Raw genomic sequence first — 18,809 nt, 5'->3', positions numbered from 1 at the left:
GTGGCGCGCGCTGCTCGGGGACGACGGCCGCGCAGGCAGGGCGACGCCGGATGCTCCCGCGACGGGGAGGGCGATGAATGGACACGGGCAATGGCTCGTCCGGGGAGTGGCAAGTGGCATGCGAGTTCCGCTTGCAATTTAAGAACGAATATTCTAGAATGTCAATCCTAGTATGAACGCCGGTCGCCACTGCCCGCTCGCCGGGCCGAATCCGCACGCCGATGACCGTTGAGCCGCCAGCGAAGGGTCGCGGACGCACGACGCCGCTGGCGTCGGCGTCCGTGGCCGACGAGGGGAGCGAGGGGCTGGCACAGCGCCTCCCCCGGCAGGAGCGCGGACGGCGACGCGTCGACGAGATCCTCGACGCCGCCGAGGCGCTCATCATCGAGGCGGGCCCATCGGCCTGCTCGGTCCACGAGCTGGCGCGTCGCGCCGGGGCGTCGGTCGGGTCGATGTACCACTTCTTCCCGACGAAGGATGCCATCTTCGAGGCGCTGCGCCGGCGGTACGCCGCCGAGGGGCACGCGATGGCCGCTCGGATCCAGGCTCAGGCGAGCGAGTGGTCACGGCTTCCCTTCGCGGCATTCGTGGATCGCCTGCTCGCCCTCCTCGCCGACTTCATGGCGCGCACCCCGGCGTACTTCGTCCTTCACGGCATGGAATCGGCGCCCTCCATGAAGGACGCGGCGGCGCGCGAGGCCATGGGGAAGGCGCTGGTCGCGTTGCTCGGCATGCGAGACCCGGCGGCCACGCGGGGAGAGTGTGCCCGGCGCGTCGAGATCCTGATGGTGATCGGCGAAGCGATCACGACCCAGATGGCCCGTTCGGCGCCGAAGCAGCGCTCGCGCTACATGGAAGAGTTGCGTCGCGCGATGTTCGGATATCTCGGGACCTACGAGCGAGGCGAAACCGCGGTGGAGTGAGCGGCGTTTCGTTGATAGCTCCCATGCATGGCACGCGGTGCGTCGCCGTCACCCACTCCCCTCAGCCTCCACGAATGGCCGCCGCCAGGGTCGCCCTGCACCACCGCATCACCGACGGCATCCGGATTACCGCCCGCCCCGCGTACGTGGCCGGGCGGTCGAATCCAGGGGCGGGGCACTTCGTCTTCTCGTATCGCATCCGCATCGAGAACATCGGCGCGCCAGCGGCGCGCCTCCTGACGCGCCGCTGGCTGATCCACGACGAGGGGGCACCCGACACCGTCGTCGAGGGCGACGGCGTCGTCGGCGAGCAGCCTCGCATCGCGCCCGGCACGGCGCACGAGTACTCGTCGACCTGCGTCCTCACCTCGCCGGTGGGATGGATGGAGGGGAGCTACCACTTCGTGCGCGACGACGGGTCGGAGTTCGACGCGATCGTTCCGCGCTTTGCGCTGGTGGCGGAGAGCAACGGGGGGTGGGGAGGCTGACCGCACCGCGTGTCGGCGCCGTCGCATCGACGCCGTCGCATCGGCGCCGTCGCATCGACTCTGGACAGGCGGGGCCGCCCCCCTCGCACTCGCCTCGCCGGCGGCACCTACCTCGACCGCCGGTGCTGCACGTGCTTGAGCCGGAGCCGTTCCTCGCGCTCGCGCTCGTCGAGCTGCTGGCGCACGGCGGCGATCTGCCGGGCAACACGGGGGGCGAGCTGGTGCTCGAGGGTGCGAAGTTGACGGCTCGCGCGCGAGACCGCCTCGCCGAGCCGCCGCACGCGCTGTTCGCGCGGCGCGGCGTCGATCAGGAGGTCGGCCAGCGCCTCGAAGCGCGAGGCGGCGTTCGACGCGGCGGGGCCGGCGGTGGCCGGGGCGAGGGCGCGCGCGGCCAGGCTCCGGCGCAGCTGCGGCCTCGCCGTCACGTCCGACACGGGGATCCCCCAGACGGTCGCCGGCTGCAACTCGACGACGACCTCGCGTACGGGCCACGACATGCGCTCGAGCTCCCCTGCCCCGTGGACGCCCAGTGCGTCGACGAGGGACTCGGACGCCTCGCGCGCGGCGGCGGCGATGCGCGAGCGGACGTCCATGGCCGGCCGGGCGATCCGGAACAGCTCGGCCACCAGCGCCTCGCGCTTGCGCCTGACGAGCGACGCCCCCTTCTGCACGCGCGCCAGCTCCTTGCGCGCGCGCAGCAGGTTGATGCGGGTGGCGGCGAGGCGTTCGCGCTGGCTCATGGCGACGGCGGCGTCACGGGCGCCGCGCGGGCGGCCCACGTCGCATCGTCGATGCGCACCAGGTCCTCGCGCGGAAGCTGTCCCAGCAGCGTCCAGCCGATCTCGAACGTCTCATCGATGGTGCGCCGTCCCGCCCCCTGGTTCACGAACTCCCGCTCGAAGCGGTCGGCGAAATCCAGCGCCCGTCGGTCGGCCTCGGCGAGGCCGCTGGCGCCGACGATCGCGGCCATCGTGCGCGCCTCGCGTCCGCGCGCGTAGCTGGCGTACAGCTGATCCGACCACTGCCGGTGCTCCGCGCGCGTCTTCCCCTTCCCGATCCCGGCGCTCATCAGCCGGCTCAGGCTCGGCAACACGTCGATCGGCGGGTTGACCCCGCGCCGTTGCAGCTCGCGGCTCAGCACCACCTGCCCCTCGGTGATGTAGCCGGTGAGGTCGGGAATCGGATGCGTGATGTCCTCGTCGGGCATCGTCAGGATCGGGATCTGGGTGATCGAGCCCTCGCGCCCCTGCACCAGCCCGGCGCGCTCGTAGATGCTCGCGAGGTCGGTGTACATGTAGCCCGGGTAGCCGCGTCGCCCGGGGATCTCCTCGCGCGCGGTGGCAATCTCGCGGAGGGCCTCGCAGTAGTGCGTCATGTCGGCGATGACGACCAGGACGTGGATCCCGGCCTCGAACGCCAGGAACTCGGCGCTGGTGAGGGCAAGGCGCGGGGCGTTGAGGCGCTCGACGGCGGGATGTGATGCTTCGTTGATGTACAGCAGGGTGCGCGGCAGCACGCCGCTCGCGCGCACGCGGTCGAGGAACTCCCCCGACTCGCGCGCCGTGATCCCCACGCCGGCCATGACCACGGCGAAGGGCTCGTCGCGCGGGGCACGCGCCCCCTCCACGATGCGGGCGGCGATCTCGAGCGCGGGCAAGCCGGGACCCGAGAAGATCGGGAGCTTCTGCCCGCGCACCAGCGTGTTCATCGCGTCGATCGCCGACATCCCCGTCTCGATGAAGTCGGATGGGGGGCGGCGGCGCACCGGGTTGAGCGGGGCGCCGTTGACCGATCGCACCGCCTCGCCGATCGGCGCCGGGAGCCCATCGACCGGGGCCCCGTGCCCATCGAATGCCCTGCCTAACAAGTCCCGCCCCACCGGGGTGGTCGCCACCCGGCCGGTAAAGGCAATGTCGACGGCGTGGGGGGCGAGGCCGATGCTCTCGTCGAGGAGCTGCACCACCGTCACCGACTCCGACGTCTCGATCACCTGCCCGCGACGGTCGGCGTGTCCTGCGTCGCGGATCACCACCCACTCCCCCAGCGCGACCCCCCGGACCTGCTCGACGAAGAGGAGAGGGCCGGCGGCATACGAGGCGCCCCGGTAACGGCGTTCGAGGGCGATCATGCGACGGATCCTCGCGTGGATGGCGTGGCGTCGGGCGCGCTCGGCGGGTACGTGCGCGGCGCCACCTCGCGCACCGCCTCACGCGCGGCGGCGGCGAGCGCCGCGACGTCGCCCTCGTCACCATCGCGCAGGGCGGCCAGCGCACGGCGCGGAGCCACCAGGTCGAGCCGGGCCAGCGGGACACCATCGGCGAGCGCGTCGGTCGCGGCGCGATGCAGCGCCACCGCAACCGAGGCCAGGGCGTAGGTGCGCGCGACCGACGAGACGGCGTCGTTGGGGTGGAAGGCGTTCTGGCGCAGGATCACCTCGCGCACCAGCGCGGCGACGTCCATCGCCAGCCGATCGGCATCCTCGAGCGCATCGGGTCCCACGAGACTGGCGATGTCTCGCAACTCGCGCTCCCGCTGCAGCAGCGCCACCATCTCGGCGCGCAGCGCATCCCAGTCGCTCCCACCGGCCTCGGCAAAGTGGTCGCGCACGTGCGACGCGAAGAGGGAGAACGACGTGTCCCAGTCGACGGCCGGGTAGTGGCGCTGGTGCGCCAGCGAGGCGTCGAGTGCCCACATCGCCCCCGCCACACGCAACGCCGCCTGCGTCACCGGCTCCGAGAAATCCCCGCCGGGCGGAGAGATGGCGCTGATGATGGTGACTGCCCCGTGCCGCTCCGGGGCCCCGGCCGCCTGCACGCGACCCGCGCGTTCCATGAACTGCCCGAGCCGGCTGGCGAGGTACGTGGGATATCCCTCCTCGCCCGGCATCTCCTGCAGCCGCGCCGCCATCTCGCGCAGTGCCTCTGCCCAACGCGAGGTGCTGTCGACCATCAGCGCCACCCGGTACCCCATGTCTCGGTAGTACTCGGCGATCGTGACGCCGAGGTAGATCGACGCCTCGCGAGCTGCAACGGGCATGTTCGAGGTATTCACCACGAGCACGGCGCGATCCATCACCGGTCGCGTGGTGCGCGGGTCGATGAGGGCCGGGAACTCGGTGAGCACGTCGGTCATCTCATTGCCGCGTTCGCCGCACCCCACGTACACCACCACGTCGGCCTCGGCGAACTTGGCGAGCGACTGCTGCACGATGGTCTTCCCCGTGCCGAAGCCGCCGGGGACGATGCAGGCCCCGCCTTCGGCCACGGGGAAGAGGAGGTCGAAGACGCGCTGCCCGGTGATGAACGGCCGGGACGGCGGGAGCCGCCGGTGAAACGGCCGCGGCACGCGCACGGGCCAGGCATGCGAGAGGCGAAGCGGCGTGCCATCCTCGAGCTCACCGACCGCGTCGCGCACCGTGTACGCCCCGGCCTCCAGGCGGCGCACGACTCCCTCGACGCCGTGCGGGACGAGGATCCGGTGGGGGAGTCCGGGCTTCTCGTCCACGGTCCCCAGCACGTCGCCGGCGCGCACGGTGTCGCCGGCGGCGACGCGCGGCGCAAAGGTCCAGCGCGCGTCCTCGTCGAGCGTGGCGGCCGTGGCCCCCGGCGTGATGAAGTCGCCGGTGGCGGCGGCGACGCGCGCCAGCGGGCGCCCCACGCCGTCGAGGACGCTGCCCAACAGGCCGGGGCCGAGTGTCACGCCTAACGACCCGCCGGTGGTGGCGACCGGCTCGCCGAGCGCGAGGCCAGTGGTGTCTTCGTACACCTGGAGCGTGGCGCGCGATCCCTCCTGCCGGATCACCTCCCCGAGGAGGCGGCGCGTCCCGACGAAGGCCAGCTCGTAGAGCGAACCGGTGAGGGGCGTGGCCTCGACCAGCGACCCGGCGATGCGCGTGATGCGGGCGCCCCCGGTCATTGGAGCCTCACGCGGTAGCCGATGGCGCGCTGCAGCAGCGCGAGGATGTAGTCCTCGCCGCCGCGCGCCTCCTCACCCCACGACGGCGCGGGGACGGGGACGACGAGGGGGACGGCGCTGCGCTCCAGCCCCGCGCGCGCCTCGTCGGGAATCCCCGCCAGGAGCGACTGCTCCACCAGCAGGATGCCACAGTCGTGCATCGCGGCCAGCCGCTGAAGCACCGCCGTGGCCGCAACCCCGTCCTCGGCCTCGGTCGCGGGAACCCCCGCCAGGCGAAAGCCCGTCGCCACGGCGGGCGAGGCGACGGCATGAACGGTCCCCCTCATGGAACCGGCTCCAGCGCCTGGGCGATCGCCGCCGCCGGCACCCGCAGCGACACGCTCCACGCCATCCGCTGCAGCGCCCGCACTTCCGCGCGAAGGCGCAGCACGTACTCGATGATCGGCGCCGTGCCGAGCGGGTCCTGTCGGGCGAGCCCGTGCTGGTGGGCGATCGTCGCCTGCAACACCGCGTCCTCGACACGCGCCGTGCCCGCCGCCGCGGCCCGCAGCCACGGCGATGCGGCCGTCTGCTGCAGGATCGCCTCGCGGGCCACGACGGTCGGGGCGGTCGCGGCGGCCAACCAGCGATCGCGCGACAGCTCCGCCCCTCCCTCGACGAAGTAGTCGGCCACGTCGGCCGGCGACCCGTTCACCGGCAGGAGGCGCGCCGTCCAGCAGTTCTCGACGTCGAGGACGCTCGACACGTGCGCACGCATGGGGGCGTCGGCGCGTGCCGCGGCCGCCGTGGCGCGCGCCGCGAACCTGGTGTTGAGGGCGCACTCCAGCCGCAACAGGTCGGGATACTGCCGGGACGCCTCCTCGAGGATCGCACTCGCGTACGGACATCCCATCGCCGCCAGCTGTGATGCGACCGACGCCACGTCGCCCCGCCGCGCCAGCTCGAGCAGCGCGCGCTCGGGGAGCGACGGCGTCGCGACCAGGCCGGCCAGCCGCGCCTCGGGCGGGGTGCCCGACGCGGCGCCCCGCAGCATCGCCCGGATGCTGCGGCGATCCTCGTCCTCCACGAGCGGCGCCAGCCGGGACGTCCGGTCGCCCGCCCACCGCCACACGAGGTGCAGCTGGCGGGCGGCGTGCCGGCGAATGCCCTGCTCCAGCAGGCGGACCCCCGCCCGCTCGAGCGGCGCCGGGATCACGCCGGCCTGGGCGATCGCCGCCGAGAGCTGGGCCAGCCCACCGCTGCCGGCGATGGCGCGCAGTTGCCCGGCGCCCAGCAGGTGCGTGGAGAGCCCGCGCACGCGGGCCACGAGGTCGCCCCAGTCGCTCACGGCCGCCCCTCCGCGTGGCGCCTGACGAGCGCGATCGACAGCGCCTCCCGCTCGCGCGCCACCAGGGTCTCGAGCGTGGCGTCGATGCGCACGCGCCGGTCGCGCGACTCGGCGACAAAGCCGAAGGCGAGCGCCTCGTCGCCCCCGATCGTCGCGCCGCGGAGATCGTCCGTCCCGTGCAACGCCGACAGCACGAGCGGATGGCACCGGACGGCGCCATCACCCTCGGGCAGGTACGCCAGCGCGCGGCGGAGCATCTGTCGCAGCGCCTCGGCCACGTCGTCGCGTACGACGAGCTCCGGCGCGCGCCGCATGGCCACCTCGAGGGCGCGCTCGACCAGGCGGCGCTGCGCCGACAGGAGGTCGAAGTGGCGACGGCGGTCCCGCGCCGCGCGCTCGCCGTCCAGTTCAGCGCCTAACGCCCTGGCGCGGCGCGCGAGGGCCTCGCGCCGCTCGGCGTCGAGCGCGGCGGCGCCTTCCGCTTCGAGGCGGGCGGCCTCGGCGCGCGCCGCGGCGAGGCGCCGCGCCACCTCGGCGTCGGCGTCACGGAACAGCTGCTCGGTGAGGGGTGTGGCGCTCATGTGGGTCTCCCTCACCCCCCGCCGCCGCGCAGGATGATGAGCACGGCCACCACGAAGCCGAGGATCACCATGGTTTCGGGAATGGCCACGAGAATGATGATGGTGCCGCTCAGTTCCGGCTTTTCGGCGAGGGTCGCGGCCCCGGCGGCGCCGATCTTCGATTGGGCCCATGCCGTGGCCACGGCTGAGATGCCGAGCACGGCCGCGGCGCTGATGGCGATCCACATCGTGTCCATTCAGTTCCTCCCTGAGGTGGTTCCTGCGTGGGGCGTCAATGTCCCGAGGTGGGGCGCCAGTGCGAGAACGGCTCGTAGGCATGCCCCCCCGGGCTGTAGAACTTTCCGAAGAACTCCACGAAATGGAGGCGCATGGCGTGGATGCTGGGGCTGAAGACCCCGATGGCGAAGTTCACCAGGTGGAACAGGAGGGCGAACATCACCCCCACGACGGTGCTCCCCAACGCCCCGACCATCTGGTTGGCGACCACGGCGAGCATCACCGACGCCGTGCCGATGGCCATGATGCGCGCATACGAGAGGATGTTGCCTAACGTGGCGAGCAGTTCGATGGGGGCGATGAACCCCTCCAGCAGCACCAGGATCGGAAAGGCCACGAGGAGGGCGATCACCATCGGCGAGAAGAGCGCCTTCGGGAGCACCTCGAAGGCGGCGAGAAGGACCAGGACGATCAGGACGACCATCAGGGCCGAGACCCCGCTCCCCAGCGCGTGCCGTCGTTCGTGGCGCCACGCGCTGACGACCCCGAGCACGAGGCCCAGCAGGACGTGCACGGCGCCCAGCGCCACGGCGATGATGAGGGCGGCCGTCACCGATTCCTCGCGATCGATGGCCAGGGCGCGCATGCCGAACAGGTGGCGCCCCAGGGTGCCGAAGAATTCACCGTACAGCACGCCGAAGATCGCGCTGAAGGCCGCGCACGGGCCGGCGATCCCGGCGACGGTGCGCGCCAGCGTGTCGGGCCGCGACCCGCGATGCAGGATCACGCCGATGATCGCGAGGACGAGGGCATAGCCGACGTCACCCAGCATCATCCCGAAGATCATGGGAAAGAAGACGGCGACGAACGGCGTCGGGTCGATGGTGCCGTAGCGCGGTAGGGGGAGGAGCTTGACGATCGACTCGAAGGGGCGGAAGAAGCGCGGGTTGTTGAGCACGACCGGCGCATCTTCGGCGCGCCATTCCTCGCGCCCCACCTGCTCCACCACGACCGGCTCGCTCCCCGCCGGTCGCAACCGCGTGGAGAGCTCGCTGATGTTGCGCTCCGGTAGCCACCCTTCCAGCGCAAAGGCGTGCGCCGTCACGCCGACGCGCGCGCGGGCCTCGTCGCGGGCGAGCACGTCGTGCATCGCCGCCGAGGCCTCGGTGAGCGCCTTGCCATGACGCGTCCAGAGCTCCCTTCGCTCGCGTGCGCACTCCTGCAACTCCGCCGGAATCACGGCCAGGCGCTCCATCATGCGCGGAATCGCCTGCTCGAGCGGGAGCCCGGCGTATTCGCCGGGCAGCGGCACCTCGGGCACGCGTGCCTCGGAGAGCCGCGCCTCGAGGCGACTGGCGAACTCGCGCGGGAGGACGAGGAGCACCGCCACGTCACCCCCGGCCAGGGGACGCGCGGTGAGCGCGAACGCGGGGCCGATCTCCTCGCGAAGCGATGCCTCGGCCTCGGCCAGCCGCCCGGCCTGGGCCGCCGGGACGATCACCGCGTAGCTCGTCAGGCGCGGAGTGTCGGCGAGCCGGCGCACCGTGGGGAGCACCGCCTGGAAGAAGTCGCGATAGCGCTCGATGAGCGCGCGCTCCTCGTTCAGGTGCGCCTCGCGCGCCGCGTTTCGCTGCGCCTGCCGTCGCGCGCGCCGAGCCAGTGCGACGCAGCGAGGCAGCATGCCCGCATTCGCCGGCCCAACCGCCAGCGGCAACGGTCGTACGCCGAGGATCGCCAGGGCCTGGTCGATGTCCTCGATCGCGTGGGCCAGCTGTCGCCGGTGGCGCACAGCGCGCGGGTCGGACGAGGGGGCCACGAGCCCCCCATGCCCCGATGCATCGTTGAGGTGAAGGAGCCCGAAGTCCTGCAGCACACGCAGCGTGTCGTCGAGCTGTTCGCGCGGCCCGAGGACGCGGACCTTGGCCATGGGAATGATCATGGCGCGCGCCCCATCGTCGCGTCGCGCTGCAGCCCCAGCACGAGGGCCAGGGCCGTATCGGCGAGGGCAAGCAGCTCGGCGTCGGTGACGCTGTCGAGCCGGTGCCGTTCGCGAGCGTCGTGCTCGGCGGCGGCAGACTCGTCACGTGCAGCGGCGGCGCGCTGGGCGCGGTCGGCAGCGCCGAGTTCGTCCTGCAGGGCGGCGCGGGCCTCCGAGCGCTGCTGCTCGAGGCGGGCGCGCGCCTCGCCGACGATGCGGGCGCTCTCGGCCTCGGCCTGGGCGAGGCGCTCGGCGATCGCTCGCTCCGCAGACAGGAGCGCCTCGAGCGCACTCCCGTCCTGGCTTCCGCCTGGGACGTGTGGACCGAGCCGACTACCCATGGAGCCTCGCTGCAAGGTGTGCTGGCCGGGCCAACGACGGTCCGGTGGTGTCTACACTTCTACGCTAGGTGATGGGGGGTGTCTTGTGGTGGAGGGGATAGGCGGGGGAGGAAGTAGGGATTTGGCGGACGGAAGGGGCCGTGGACGGGAGTGTCGACCCTTCCTCGTGTCTGCACCGGCCGCGCGATGCCCCCCGATGGCCCACGACGTCGAAGTCCGCCCCCAGGCGCGGGGGGGAGGCAGTAACTTGTCGGCATTCCCTCGGTACGCGTCACTGAGGAGTCTGATGGGAGGGCATGCATGTCACGAGCATTCTTGAGAGACGACGCGGAAGGGGAGATGCCCCGCCGCCACTACGACTTACCCGATCGGGACGCCCCGGGATTCGACCGCGCGGCCGCCCGTGCCCTCCTCGAGGCAGCGCGCGTGAACGAGACCCAGCTCGCCGAGCGCGCGACTGGCTATCTGTGGGGGGAGCCAGCGCTGAGGCCGTACGTGGAAGAGGTGCTCGCCGAGGCGGAGCGCGCGAAGGACGAGCGTCTGGAGCAGGTGGCGCGGCGCTTCCTGCGCTGAGCTCGGTGCGCACACGCGATCGTGCGTCGACCGGCGTCTCCCCAGGGTGACCATCGCTGTCACCGGCGGCGACCTCCTCCTCCACTAAGGATCAGTGAGGCGCTGGCGCCGAGTAGCGCGTACCACATCTCCGACTGCGTGTCCCATACGTAGCCCTGGGTCCCCAGGAACTCCTCGGCCCCCTGCCCCGACGCCGCCGCCGCCCCCCACTCCACCAGCTCGTAGCAGGCGCTGATCGCCATCGCGATCGAGAGGCAGACGAACGCGAGCATCTTCCTCCCCTTCACATGGCCGCCGCGAGCCAGCCCCTCGCGCGCGGCGCGCCGTGCGCGCACTGTCCTTGTCCCTCGACGCACCCGCCGACCACACCACCTCCGTCCCATGTCACACATCACGCGCATCCTGATCACGCTCGCTGCCTCCTGCGTCGTCGTCTCGACCGGCCGCGCGCAACCGACGATCCCCCAGGCGCAACGCTCCCCGGTCATCCGCCGCCTCAACCCCGCCACACTTTTCACCCCCAGCGGCTACACCCACGTGGTCGAGGCGACCGGGGGGCGCACCCTGTACATCTCCGGGCAGGTGTCGATGGATTCCACCGGGACGCTGGTGGGGGCGGGCGACCTTCGCGCCCAGGCCGAGCAGGTCTTCGAGAACCTCCGGCGCGCCCTCGCCGCCGGAGGGGCCACCTTTGCCGACGTGGTCAAGGCCAACTACTACGTCACCGATGCCACGCAAATCGCCGTCGTGCGCGACGTGCGGTCGCGATACATCTCCGCCACGCACACGCCTGCCAGCACTTTCGTCCAGGTCTCGCGCCTCGCGCGCCCGGACTGGATGATCGAGATCGAGGCGATTGCCGTGACGCGGTAGGACGCACCCGGCCGTGACGCGGGATCTCGTCATGGCGCCGCACCGCCCTCAGGGTGGTCTCGCTCCGTGCAATGGTCGAGTTCGACGCCACCCGGGTGTGGGCCGCGGGCACCGCGTGCCGGCGGGCCACGCTGGACGGCCGGGGCACGCCATCATTAAACTCGCCTCGGGTGCTGCAACCGCAGGCGCGGTCTTCACTGGACTCGAGGTGCGTTCATGCACGCGAACTCCGCCGGCGCGGTGCGCATAACCCTGGCGCCCCGCGTCGACTCCGACGTGATCGTGGTCGGTGGCGGCCCGTCTGGCGCGGCCGCGGCCGCACACCTGGCCCGCGCCGGGTGGCAGGTGTTGCTGCTCGACCGTCAGGCCTTTCCTCGGGACAAGGTTTGCGGCGACTTCGTGGGGCCGGTGGCGCTCGAGGAGCTGGCGGCGTTAGGCGTGACCACGCGCGCCGACTACCGTGCCTCCAACATCATCCGTCGCGCCGCTCTCTACGCCGACGGCAAGCCCCTCATCGCCCGCCCGATGCCGGCGCTCGACGGGCTCCCCGACTATGGGCGCTGCATTCCCCGCCTCCAGCTCGACGCCTGGATTCTCGGCGCGGCCCGCGACGCCGGCGCACGCGTGCTCGAGCGCACCAGCGTGCTGGGCGTGGACAGCAGCGGCGCAGTGGCCACCGTGCGCGTCCGCACGCCCGACGGCGAACGTGCCCTCACCGCGCGGCTGGTCGTTGGCGCCGACGGCAGCAGCTCCACGGTCGCCCGCGCGCTGCGCGGCGCGCCACCGCCGGATGCCTCGCGCATCATCGCCGTGCGCGCCTACTACGAGGGCGACGCGGGCCCTGAGGACCAGTCGGATCTCTACTTCTCGGCCGAGAGCTTCCCCGGATACTACTGGCTCTTTCCCACGGGGAGGGGCATCGCCAATGTGGGCGTCGGGATGGTCCTCGAGACATTTCCCCCGCAGACCGACCACCTGCGGGACATGATGCTACGCCTGGTGGAGAGCGACCCAGCGCTCCGTCAGCGCCTGGGAGCGGCGCGCATCGTGGGCAAGATCGTCGGCTGGCCCCTGTCCACCTACGATCCGTCGCTCCCCCTCGTCGGTGACCGCATCATGCTCGTCGGAGACGCGGCGGGCTTCATCAATCCGCTCAACGGCGAGGGGATCCAGTACGCCCTCCTCAGCGGGCGCTGGGCGGCGGAGCACGCGGCGCCGTGCCTGGCGCATGACGCATGCGAGGCGGCCGCCCTGCAGCCCTATGCCGACCGCGTCAACCGCGAGTTGCGCTACGACATGGCCTTTGCCGGGTTGATCGTCGAGTGCATCCGCAATCGGCATCTCAACACCCTCTGGTTGCAACTGCTCAAGGTGATCGCGGCGCGCGCGCGTGTGGACCCCCGCTATGCCGACGTCTGCGGCGCCGTGCTGGCCGGACTCATTCCGTCTCACCACGCGCTCAGCCCGCACATCATCGGGCGCACGATCGATCAGGCCCTCTTCTCCGGCGTCCTGGCCGCGGGTTGGACCCTGCTGCGGGGACCGCGCGCAGTGCTCACCCGGACCAGCTCGGGCGCCGCTGTGGTGCGCGACGCGGCGGCGGCGCTGGCCCGCGACCCGGCCGGGCTGCTGACGTGGCTCACCGCTGTCGTGATGCAGGGCGGCGAGCTCGCGGCGGAGGCCACTCGCAGCTACCTGCGAGCGATGACGCCACGCGATCACGCCGCCCCCGGGGCGCCAGGCGCGGTGCGTCTCACCCTTCCCGCACCGCCATCGTGACTGCGCCGCAGCGCTGTCGCGAAAGTCCGGGTTACAGCTCGCGCTCGATCATGTAGAGGACGATCCCCTCGATGAACGACTTCTCGGGGGTTGGTGGCGCGTCGGCAAATGCCAGCTGGAATTCGGAAAGCGCCGCCACCGCGAGCTCGTGCGCGCACGCCCGCGCATGGGCAATACTCCCGTAGGCGTCCATCCTCGCGCGTACCCACGCTACCTGGCGTTCACGGCGTGCGACGCGCGGTGTCGCCAGGAAGGTCCGCAGCCGCTCGCGCTCCGTGCTGGTCGCGTTGGCGAGCAGGTGGATCAGCATCAGCGTGCGCTTTCCTTCCCAGATGTCGCCGTTGATCTCCTTCCCATACTTCGCCTCGTCGGCCACCAGGTTGAGCACGTCATCCTGGATCTGGAAGGCCGCCCCCATGAAGTAGCCGAATCGGTTGAACCGGTCCGCATCGATCGCCCCACGGCTCGCGACGATCGCGCCGATACGGCACGGGTGAATGCAGGTGTACCAGCACGTCTTCTTGAGGGTCATGCGCAGGTAGTCGGCGTCTGCCAGGTCCACGACGTTGTCGCGCACCCAACCCAGCTCCATCGCCTGTCCTTCCACCGACTGCCGGGCCATGTGCTGGATCTCGCAGAACACCTTCCAGGTGACCTCTGGGCCGAGCGCCTCGAGGTTCCGCATGAGAGGCTCGATACTCAGGACATTCATCGCATCGCCCACGTTCACGGCGATCGCAAGGCCGTGCTCGGCGGCCAGCGTGGGCAGTCCGCGCCGATTCAGGCTGCCGTCTTCCACGTCGTCGTGCACGAGAAAGGCGTTGTGGAAGAGCTCCAGCGCGACGGCGGAGTTGAGCGCGGATGCTCGCCTCCCGCCAAAGGCGGCACAGGTGGCCATGCACAGTCCGGGGCGTAGCCCCTTCCCCGCCCGCAGGGGATACTGCGGCACCAAATCGTACAGATACCGCCTCGGCTCGGTATTGGGCAGGTAGGTCAGCAGGGCGTCGATGGTCTCTCGCTTGTACTCGCCGAGCCAGCGCTCCACCATGGCCCTGCGCCGGCGCCGGGTCGCGACACGCGAGCGCGCGGGGCTGTCCAGAATCGGCGTACCCACGCTACGCGACGACGACCGCAAGCATGGCCCGCAGGTTTTCCATCTGGGTGGCCCGCACGAGACCTTCGTAGGTGCCGGCCGGCGTCCCCGGTGGGACCGCGACGCTCACCTCCACGCGTCCAGCCTGACGGGGCCCCACGCTCAGGCTTGCCGGCGTGAACACCACGTGCTGCGACTCGATGCGCGTGCCCGACGCACTCACCAGGTCCGACGCGTGCAGCGTGAAGCTCGCGGTGCCGACATCCGAAGGATTCTCCAGCGCCATGGCCACCACCCCCGCCCTCCCGGCCGTCACCGTGCCGGGGATGCGCAATGCCGGCACCTGCAACCCGGCCGGCGCCCCATCGGATTGCCCAGCCGACGGTGCGGACGCCCCCGCCGTGACGTTCACGAACCTCCCCGCCTGCGCCCCGACGGTCTGCGCGGCGGCGGTGAGCACGTCGAGAATGATGTCCACGGCATCATGCGCGTCACGCCGGAACTTGGCCATCACCGCGTCGGGAGCGTGCTTGCGCATGGCATCAACGTCGATGAATCGCTGCTCGATTCGCTTCACGGCGCCGAGCGTGATAGCGATTTCCTCCTCGAGGATGGTCGCCGCCTTGACGACCACGGCGGGCGCCGCGGCCATCGCGCTGCGCGACGCGCCCAACGCCGTCGCGGACGCCGCCCGTGTGGCACGCTTCGAGAGGCCCGCGAGCCGTTCCGCCGATTCACGGAACGCCGCGGCATCGCGGGAGGCTGCCTTCATCGCTGTGTCCTCGTTGGCCGGAGGAGCCGGAGCCTCCTCCACCTGTTTCGCCGGTCGCGCCTTGCGCCGTCGTGCCTTGGGCGCCGCGGCCTTCGCCTTCTTCCGCGCCGCCACGGATTACCGCTTCTCGTCGCAGTTGAACAAGCGCGTCACGCCCGAGATGGCGATCGTCGCGACCGGACGGTCGAAGATGGTGATGCCGATGCTGTAGTCGCTCTTCGCACAGATCGGTTCGCACAGCCGGATGCATAACGGCACCTCCGACTTGAGCGTGAGCGCCGAGTCCATCGACATGTTGACGGCGGCCGGCTCCTTGGGCCAGCTCGCGATGTGAATCGTGGTGGTGCCGTTGTCAGCCATGGCGTGCTCCCCTCGGAGTGGTGTCAGGTGGCGCGTCCGTCCCTTGCTGTGCGTCGGCGATGCAGAGATCGACCAGCAGTCCCTCACCGCCTCCCCCGGCGAACTCCAACTGCGTAATGCCTGTCCCGCGGAGCGTCAGCGCTTCGATCGCCCCCTGGACTCCCGAAGATGCCACCGGTTCCGTGTTCCCTCCAGTGGTCCTTCCCCGCATGACGATCGGTACGGATGTGCTCGCCGTGACGTGGGCCGTCACGGTACTCGCCGCGTACGGGAGCTCCACCACCATCTGCTTGCGCGGCAGCTGCAGCTTGCCGGTGTTCGCGGGGGGCCCCCACACGACGATGCGAAGGGGATCCTGCCCGATGGAGGTGAACGTGAAACCCCGATCACGGAACGTGACGCCGATCACACGCGGCCTCGGCTCCTCCCGCCAGTCGATGCACACCTCCCGTTCACGCGGCGGCCGACACGGGGGCGCGTCGCCCAGGGGACAGGGATACGGTAGTAGCGACACGTCGTCGAACCACGCCGTCCCCTCCCTCGTAGCATTCGCGTCCACGAACGCCTCGAGAAAGATGGTCAGCCGTCGCGCCGTCGCCGTCGCGCGCACCGCGAGGACGGTCCAGCGATGGTCGTCGCGGGATTCGCCCCATACGACGGTCGCACCATCAGGGTTGGTTCCCCCGGCCGGGTCGATGCCGAGGCGGTAACGCGCCCCCGAATGCTCGCGCGCATGGAACCACGCGACGAGTTGGTAATCCCAGTCACGATTGGCCCCGACATGTTGCATGAGCCCCGCACGCGCTGTCGCACCTCCACACGTCACGCGTTGCGCACGCTGTCCCGCGTGCACCACAAACTCGTCGGCGTCGAATCGTGCGACCGCCCCCTTCCCCACGGCGTACGGTTCCCACCCATTCGCCACCAGGCCCGCGTCGAGTGACCGGAATCCCCCTTCGAAGTCGCCGTTCACCACGTCCACCACGCGTACCACCAGCGAATCGCGCCCTACGCCGCCGTCGTCGTCGGATACCGTCACGGCCGCAACGAAGTCGCCGCAGCACTCGTAGCGATGCGTCGCGGCCACGAGCCCGCACCCGGCGGGTGGTTCATGGCGCTCGCGCACCGTCGCCGGTATCGCCGGCGTGCAGTCGCCGAAGTCCCAGATCCCCGTGTGCGTGTCGCACCAGCCGGGGTCGGTGAAGCGGGCGACGAGCGTGATCGGTGTGCAGCGGTACGCGAACATGTCCTCCCCTGCATCCACCGTCGGCGGCACGTTGCGGACCGTGACTGTCCGGGTGTCCACACCCACGCCGCCGTCATCGTCCATCACGCGCACGGTCACCGTGTATGTCCCGTTGTCGCAGTACGCGTGGGCGGCGCTGGCCGTCCCGGTGCCGAGCGGCGCGTCGTGCTTCTCCTGTACCACCCCGATGGCGGGCAGCTGGCGGTCGCCGAAGTCGAAGACTGCCGTGTGCGTGTCGGGCCACCCCGGATCGGTGAAGGTGGCGACGAAGTCCACCTCCTGACCCTCGTCGATGGTCAGTGGAGCTCCGGCATCGACGCTGGCGGCTACGTTGTCCACGCGTACGGCGGCAAAGTGCCGCGTCACGACGCCCCCCACTTCGTTCACGGCCGTCGTGAACTTGGCGATGTAGAGTCCGTTGTCGGCGTAGCGGTGCGTAGCCACCCGCGTGTGGGCGACCGCGCCGTCGCCGAACGCCCATGAGTACGTGGTGTTCGGCGTAAGTGGCCCGCCCTGGAATGTCACCTCGGCGCCCTCGGGCACGACGTACGGACCATTCGCCTGCGCGAGGGCATCGGGGACCGACGCGAAGGTTGCCGTCACGACGTACGCGTCCGGGAACATCACGCTCTGCGGATCGATCAGCACCGGATTCTCGAATCGGGCGGTCACATCGCCGATCCCCTCCAGTTGCTGTGGCCACGCACCGATCCCCTTCACCTGCCCCGTCACCTCGTCGCGGATGATGACCCCGCCCACCTTCTCCGCGACCCCTTCCACCACCGCCACGATGACGAGGGCGATGATCCCCCCCACGATACCCAACGTGATGAAGCCCAGCAGGAAGCTCAGGATCCAGGCGAGGAGCGAGAGATCCACATCCTGGCTGATCACGAAGGGACGCAGCATCTGCGTCCCATCCGGCTGGTCGACCCATTCCAGCCCCACTTCGGCCTCGAACGACGCGTCCACGTCGATGCTGTCGGCGATCGCGTCGATGACGGTGACATCGCCTTCTATATGGATCGAGCCCGAGCGCAGCGATGCCGTCAGGCGTGTGAGCCGCGCCGTGTGGCCGTCGACGTCGTGGAAAGTGTGCGGGATTCCCCCGAAGCCCCCCTCGGCCTCCGGCTTGTCGATCTGATCGTGGATGAGCGCAATGACCTTGGCGCCGTCGATGGCGATGGCGCACGAGCGGGCCGGCGGAATGAAGTTCGTGATCGCGCCGGTGTTCCCCCCGGGATTGTTCAGGCAGAAGGCGATCGCGTCGGTGAGCGCCAGCGGCCTGACGTCGGTCACCGTCACCCCACCATCGGGTGGAGGGGTGGGCGTCCAGAGTCCAATGTCCCCACGGCCGGTGATGGCCGCGTGCGCCTGGTCGGCGATGAACGACTCGATCTGCGCCAGCGTTGGCACCGGGACGGTCATGTTGCCAACCGCCGCCTTCACCGCATTGGCCCGGGCCGTGAGCTGTGCCTTGACCGCATTCTCCAGCAGCCCTCCGGACGCGGTGTTGTTGAACGTGTAGTTGCTTCCCTCGCTGTCATGGCTCCCGAGCGCGTCGCTTGCCGGCGAGGGGGCATAGTCCTCGAGCGTGATCGCGGCCGTGGCGAGATGCGTGGTCACTGACCCCGGCACCACGACCAGGTCGCTCGTGAGCACCAACTTGCCGACGACACCGCATGGCGAGAGCCCCGCCGATAGGTTGGCAAGCTTCAGGTGGAACGGGATGCGCACGACCACCTGCGTGGGGGCCGGTTGCGTGACGGTGATCGCGTGCGTGGGATGCGTGGCGTCGTCGAACAGCTCGATGAACGCATCGGCCGAGAAGACACCGAGCCCTACGCCGTTCTGCGTCACGGTGTGCGGAATGGTGCCGTCGGCATACTTGGCGTGCACGAACTCCGCGACCGACGTCAACGTCAGGGCCGGGATCGGATCGCCACTGGTCACCGTCGCCGAGACCGAGGAGCGGGGGATGCCGCCGAGCAGCGCCGCCACGTGTATCGTGCCGGGAAGCACCCCGATCGGCACGCGTGCGACGACGTCGGTGGTCAGGTCGAAGAAGCGCGCGCTGGGAATCGGTGCGTTGGCGATCTCGACCTGGCACACGGCGGGCACCGTGATGCGCACGCCGTTGACCGGGACGTCCATGTCCAGGTGCAAGGTATCGCGCGCGATGTCGATGACGCCGTCGGCGAGCTGGTAGGGGCCAAAGGCGGTTCCCGCCGCGATGTCCACGGAGTGTGGAACGATGTTGTTGTCCCATGCCCCCTTGAGGATCTCGTTCAGCGTGGCGACGGCAAGTTCGCCCACGACCTCGAAGCCGCCCAGGTCAGGCATG

At 70.8% G+C, this 18,809-nt stretch carries 19 protein-coding genes; 5 read left to right on the top strand and 14 right to left on the bottom strand.

The window, feature by feature from the left end; all coding sequences use genetic code 11:
- The first annotated feature begins 221 nt into the window (after window positions 1–221).
- Both ABS52_04970 and ABS52_04965 read left to right on the top strand, forming a co-directional pair.
- On the top strand, window positions 222–923 hold the full coding sequence (locus ABS52_04970; protein ODT04392.1) for a hypothetical protein: 702 nt from the start codon (window positions 222–224) through the stop codon (window positions 921–923).
- A gap of 74 nt (window positions 924–997) precedes the next feature.
- The gene (locus ABS52_04965; protein ODT04391.1) at window positions 998–1,411 is read left to right on the top strand and encodes a Co2+/Mg2+ efflux protein ApaG; all 414 of its coding nucleotides are present in this window, start codon (window positions 998–1,000) and stop codon (window positions 1,409–1,411) included.
- A gap of 107 nt (window positions 1,412–1,518) precedes the next feature.
- Here the strand turns inward: ABS52_04965 and ABS52_04960 are convergent, their stop codons facing one another.
- The 9 genes from ABS52_04960 to ABS52_04920 are packed head-to-tail and all read right to left on the bottom strand — an operon-like array spanning window position 1,519 to window position 9,769.
- Window positions 1,519–2,151 carry a hypothetical protein gene (locus ABS52_04960; protein ODT04390.1) on the bottom strand — a complete coding sequence of 211 codons (633 nt, stop codon included), beginning with the start codon at window positions 2,149–2,151 and terminating at the stop codon, window positions 1,519–1,521.
- Window positions 2,148–3,539: a V-type ATP synthase subunit B gene (locus tag ABS52_04955; GenBank protein ID ODT04389.1), complete on the bottom strand. Its 1,392-nt coding sequence runs from the start codon at window positions 3,537–3,539 to the stop codon at window positions 2,148–2,150. Before ABS52_04955 ends, ABS52_04960 begins: the two co-directional genes overlap by 4 nt.
- Entirely contained in the window at window positions 3,536–5,326 is a 1,791-nt protein-coding gene (locus ABS52_04950) for a V-type ATP synthase subunit A (protein ID ODT04388.1), read from the bottom strand. Before ABS52_04950 ends, ABS52_04955 begins: the two co-directional genes overlap by 4 nt.
- Window positions 5,323–5,652: a hypothetical protein gene (locus ABS52_04945; protein ODT04387.1), complete on the bottom strand. Its 330-nt coding sequence runs from the start codon at window positions 5,650–5,652 to the stop codon at window positions 5,323–5,325. Before ABS52_04945 ends, ABS52_04950 begins: the two co-directional genes overlap by 4 nt.
- Window positions 5,649–6,653: a hypothetical protein gene (locus ABS52_04940; GenBank protein ODT04386.1), complete on the bottom strand. Its 1,005-nt coding sequence runs from the start codon at window positions 6,651–6,653 to the stop codon at window positions 5,649–5,651. The genes ABS52_04945 and ABS52_04940 overlap by 4 nt, the downstream gene beginning before the upstream one ends.
- Window positions 6,650–7,234, bottom strand: a complete 585-nt coding sequence (locus tag ABS52_04935; GenBank protein ID ODT04385.1) for a hypothetical protein — start codon at window positions 7,232–7,234, stop codon at window positions 6,650–6,652. The genes ABS52_04940 and ABS52_04935 overlap by 4 nt, the downstream gene beginning before the upstream one ends.
- An 11-nt stretch (window positions 7,235–7,245) precedes the next feature.
- Entirely contained in the window at window positions 7,246–7,470 is a 225-nt protein-coding gene (locus ABS52_04930; protein ID ODT04384.1) for an ATPase, read from the bottom strand.
- A 35-nt stretch (window positions 7,471–7,505) separates the two neighbouring features.
- The gene (locus ABS52_04925; GenBank protein ODT04383.1) at window positions 7,506–9,377 is read right to left on the bottom strand and encodes a hypothetical protein; all 1,872 of its coding nucleotides are present in this window, start codon (window positions 9,375–9,377) and stop codon (window positions 7,506–7,508) included.
- An 8-nt stretch (window positions 9,378–9,385) separates the two neighbouring features.
- Window positions 9,386–9,769, bottom strand: a complete 384-nt coding sequence (locus tag ABS52_04920) for a hypothetical protein (GenBank protein ID ODT04382.1) — start codon at window positions 9,767–9,769, stop codon at window positions 9,386–9,388.
- A 339-nt stretch (window positions 9,770–10,108) separates the two neighbouring features.
- Here ABS52_04920 and ABS52_04915 point away from each other — a divergent pair, with 339 nt between their 5' ends.
- Window positions 10,109–10,342 (top strand): hypothetical protein, encoded by a 234-nt coding sequence (locus tag ABS52_04915; protein ID ODT04381.1) that lies wholly within the window; start codon window positions 10,109–10,111, stop codon window positions 10,340–10,342.
- Window positions 10,343–10,401: 59 nt separating this feature from the next.
- Here ABS52_04915 and ABS52_04910 read toward each other — a convergent pair whose 3' ends face one another.
- On the bottom strand, window positions 10,402–10,629 hold the full coding sequence (locus ABS52_04910; protein ODT04380.1) for a hypothetical protein: 228 nt from the start codon (window positions 10,627–10,629) through the stop codon (window positions 10,402–10,404).
- A 199-nt stretch (window positions 10,630–10,828) separates the two neighbouring features.
- Between ABS52_04910 and ABS52_04905 the strand changes: the two genes are divergently transcribed.
- Both ABS52_04905 and ABS52_04900 read left to right on the top strand, forming a co-directional pair.
- Window positions 10,829–11,215: an enamine deaminase RidA gene (locus tag ABS52_04905; protein ODT04452.1), complete on the top strand. Its 387-nt coding sequence runs from the start codon at window positions 10,829–10,831 to the stop codon at window positions 11,213–11,215.
- Window positions 11,216–11,431: 216 nt separating this feature from the next.
- Window positions 11,432–12,994, top strand: a complete 1,563-nt coding sequence (locus tag ABS52_04900) for a hypothetical protein (GenBank protein ODT04379.1) — start codon at window positions 11,432–11,434, stop codon at window positions 12,992–12,994.
- A 31-nt stretch (window positions 12,995–13,025) separates the two neighbouring features.
- Here the strand turns inward: ABS52_04900 and ABS52_04895 are convergent, their stop codons facing one another.
- The 4 genes from ABS52_04895 to ABS52_04880 all read right to left on the bottom strand — a co-directional run bounded on the left by ABS52_04895 (window position 13,026) and on the right by ABS52_04880 (window position 18,808).
- Complete coding sequence (locus ABS52_04895) at window positions 13,026–14,042, bottom strand: polyprenyl synthetase (GenBank protein ID ODT04378.1); 1,017 nt, start codon at window positions 14,040–14,042, stop codon at window positions 13,026–13,028.
- A 67-nt stretch (window positions 14,043–14,109) separates the two neighbouring features.
- On the bottom strand, window positions 14,110–14,973 hold the full coding sequence (locus tag ABS52_04890; GenBank protein ID ODT04377.1) for a hypothetical protein: 864 nt from the start codon (window positions 14,971–14,973) through the stop codon (window positions 14,110–14,112).
- Between the two features lie 3 nt (window positions 14,974–14,976).
- Entirely contained in the window at window positions 14,977–15,219 is a 243-nt protein-coding gene (locus ABS52_04885) for a hypothetical protein (protein ID ODT04376.1), read from the bottom strand.
- The gene (locus ABS52_04880; GenBank protein ODT04375.1) at window positions 15,212–18,808 is read right to left on the bottom strand and encodes a hypothetical protein; all 3,597 of its coding nucleotides are present in this window, start codon (window positions 18,806–18,808) and stop codon (window positions 15,212–15,214) included. The genes ABS52_04885 and ABS52_04880 overlap by 8 nt, the downstream gene beginning before the upstream one ends.
- Window position 18,809 lies beyond the last annotated feature (1 nt).

The organism is Gemmatimonadetes bacterium SCN 70-22, assembly GCA_001724275.1.
GTDB lineage: Bacteria > Gemmatimonadota > Gemmatimonadetes > Gemmatimonadales > Gemmatimonadaceae > SCN-70-22.
Note: the sequence above shows the minus strand (reverse complement) of the source record. Positions and strands in the feature narration are given on the sequence as shown.

Coding starts and splice junctions, on each gene's coding strand:
- ABS52_04955 (ODT04389.1), bottom strand. CDS start 3,539: ATGATCGCCCTCGAACGCCGTTACCGGGGCGCCTCGTATGCCGCCGGC.
- ABS52_04895 (ODT04378.1), bottom strand. CDS start 14,042: ATGGTGGAGCGCTGGCTCGGCGAGTACAAGCGAGAGACCATCGACGCC.
- ABS52_04945 (ODT04387.1), bottom strand. CDS start 5,652: ATGAGGGGGACCGTTCATGCCGTCGCCTCGCCCGCCGTGGCGACGGGC.
- ABS52_04935 (ODT04385.1), bottom strand. CDS start 7,234: ATGAGCGCCACACCCCTCACCGAGCAGCTGTTCCGTGACGCCGACGCC.
- ABS52_04925 (ODT04383.1), bottom strand. CDS start 9,377: ATGGCCAAGGTCCGCGTCCTCGGGCCGCGCGAACAGCTCGACGACACG.
- ABS52_04950 (ODT04388.1), bottom strand. CDS start 5,326: ATGACCGGGGGCGCCCGCATCACGCGCATCGCCGGGTCGCTGGTCGAG.
- ABS52_04920 (ODT04382.1), bottom strand. CDS start 9,769: ATGGGTAGTCGGCTCGGTCCACACGTCCCAGGCGGAAGCCAGGACGGG.
- ABS52_04915 (ODT04381.1), top strand. CDS start 10,109: ATGCCCCGCCGCCACTACGACTTACCCGATCGGGACGCCCCGGGATTC.
- ABS52_04900 (ODT04379.1), top strand. CDS start 11,432: ATGCACGCGAACTCCGCCGGCGCGGTGCGCATAACCCTGGCGCCCCGC.
- ABS52_04930 (ODT04384.1), bottom strand. CDS start 7,470: ATGGACACGATGTGGATCGCCATCAGCGCCGCGGCCGTGCTCGGCATC.
- ABS52_04880 (ODT04375.1), bottom strand. CDS start 18,808: ATGCCTGACCTGGGCGGCTTCGAGGTCGTGGGCGAACTTGCCGTCGCC.
- ABS52_04970 (ODT04392.1), top strand. CDS start 222: ATGACCGTTGAGCCGCCAGCGAAGGGTCGCGGACGCACGACGCCGCTG.
- ABS52_04965 (ODT04391.1), top strand. CDS start 998: ATGGCCGCCGCCAGGGTCGCCCTGCACCACCGCATCACCGACGGCATC.
- ABS52_04960 (ODT04390.1), bottom strand. CDS start 2,151: ATGAGCCAGCGCGAACGCCTCGCCGCCACCCGCATCAACCTGCTGCGC.
- ABS52_04885 (ODT04376.1), bottom strand. CDS start 15,219: ATGGCTGACAACGGCACCACCACGATTCACATCGCGAGCTGGCCCAAG.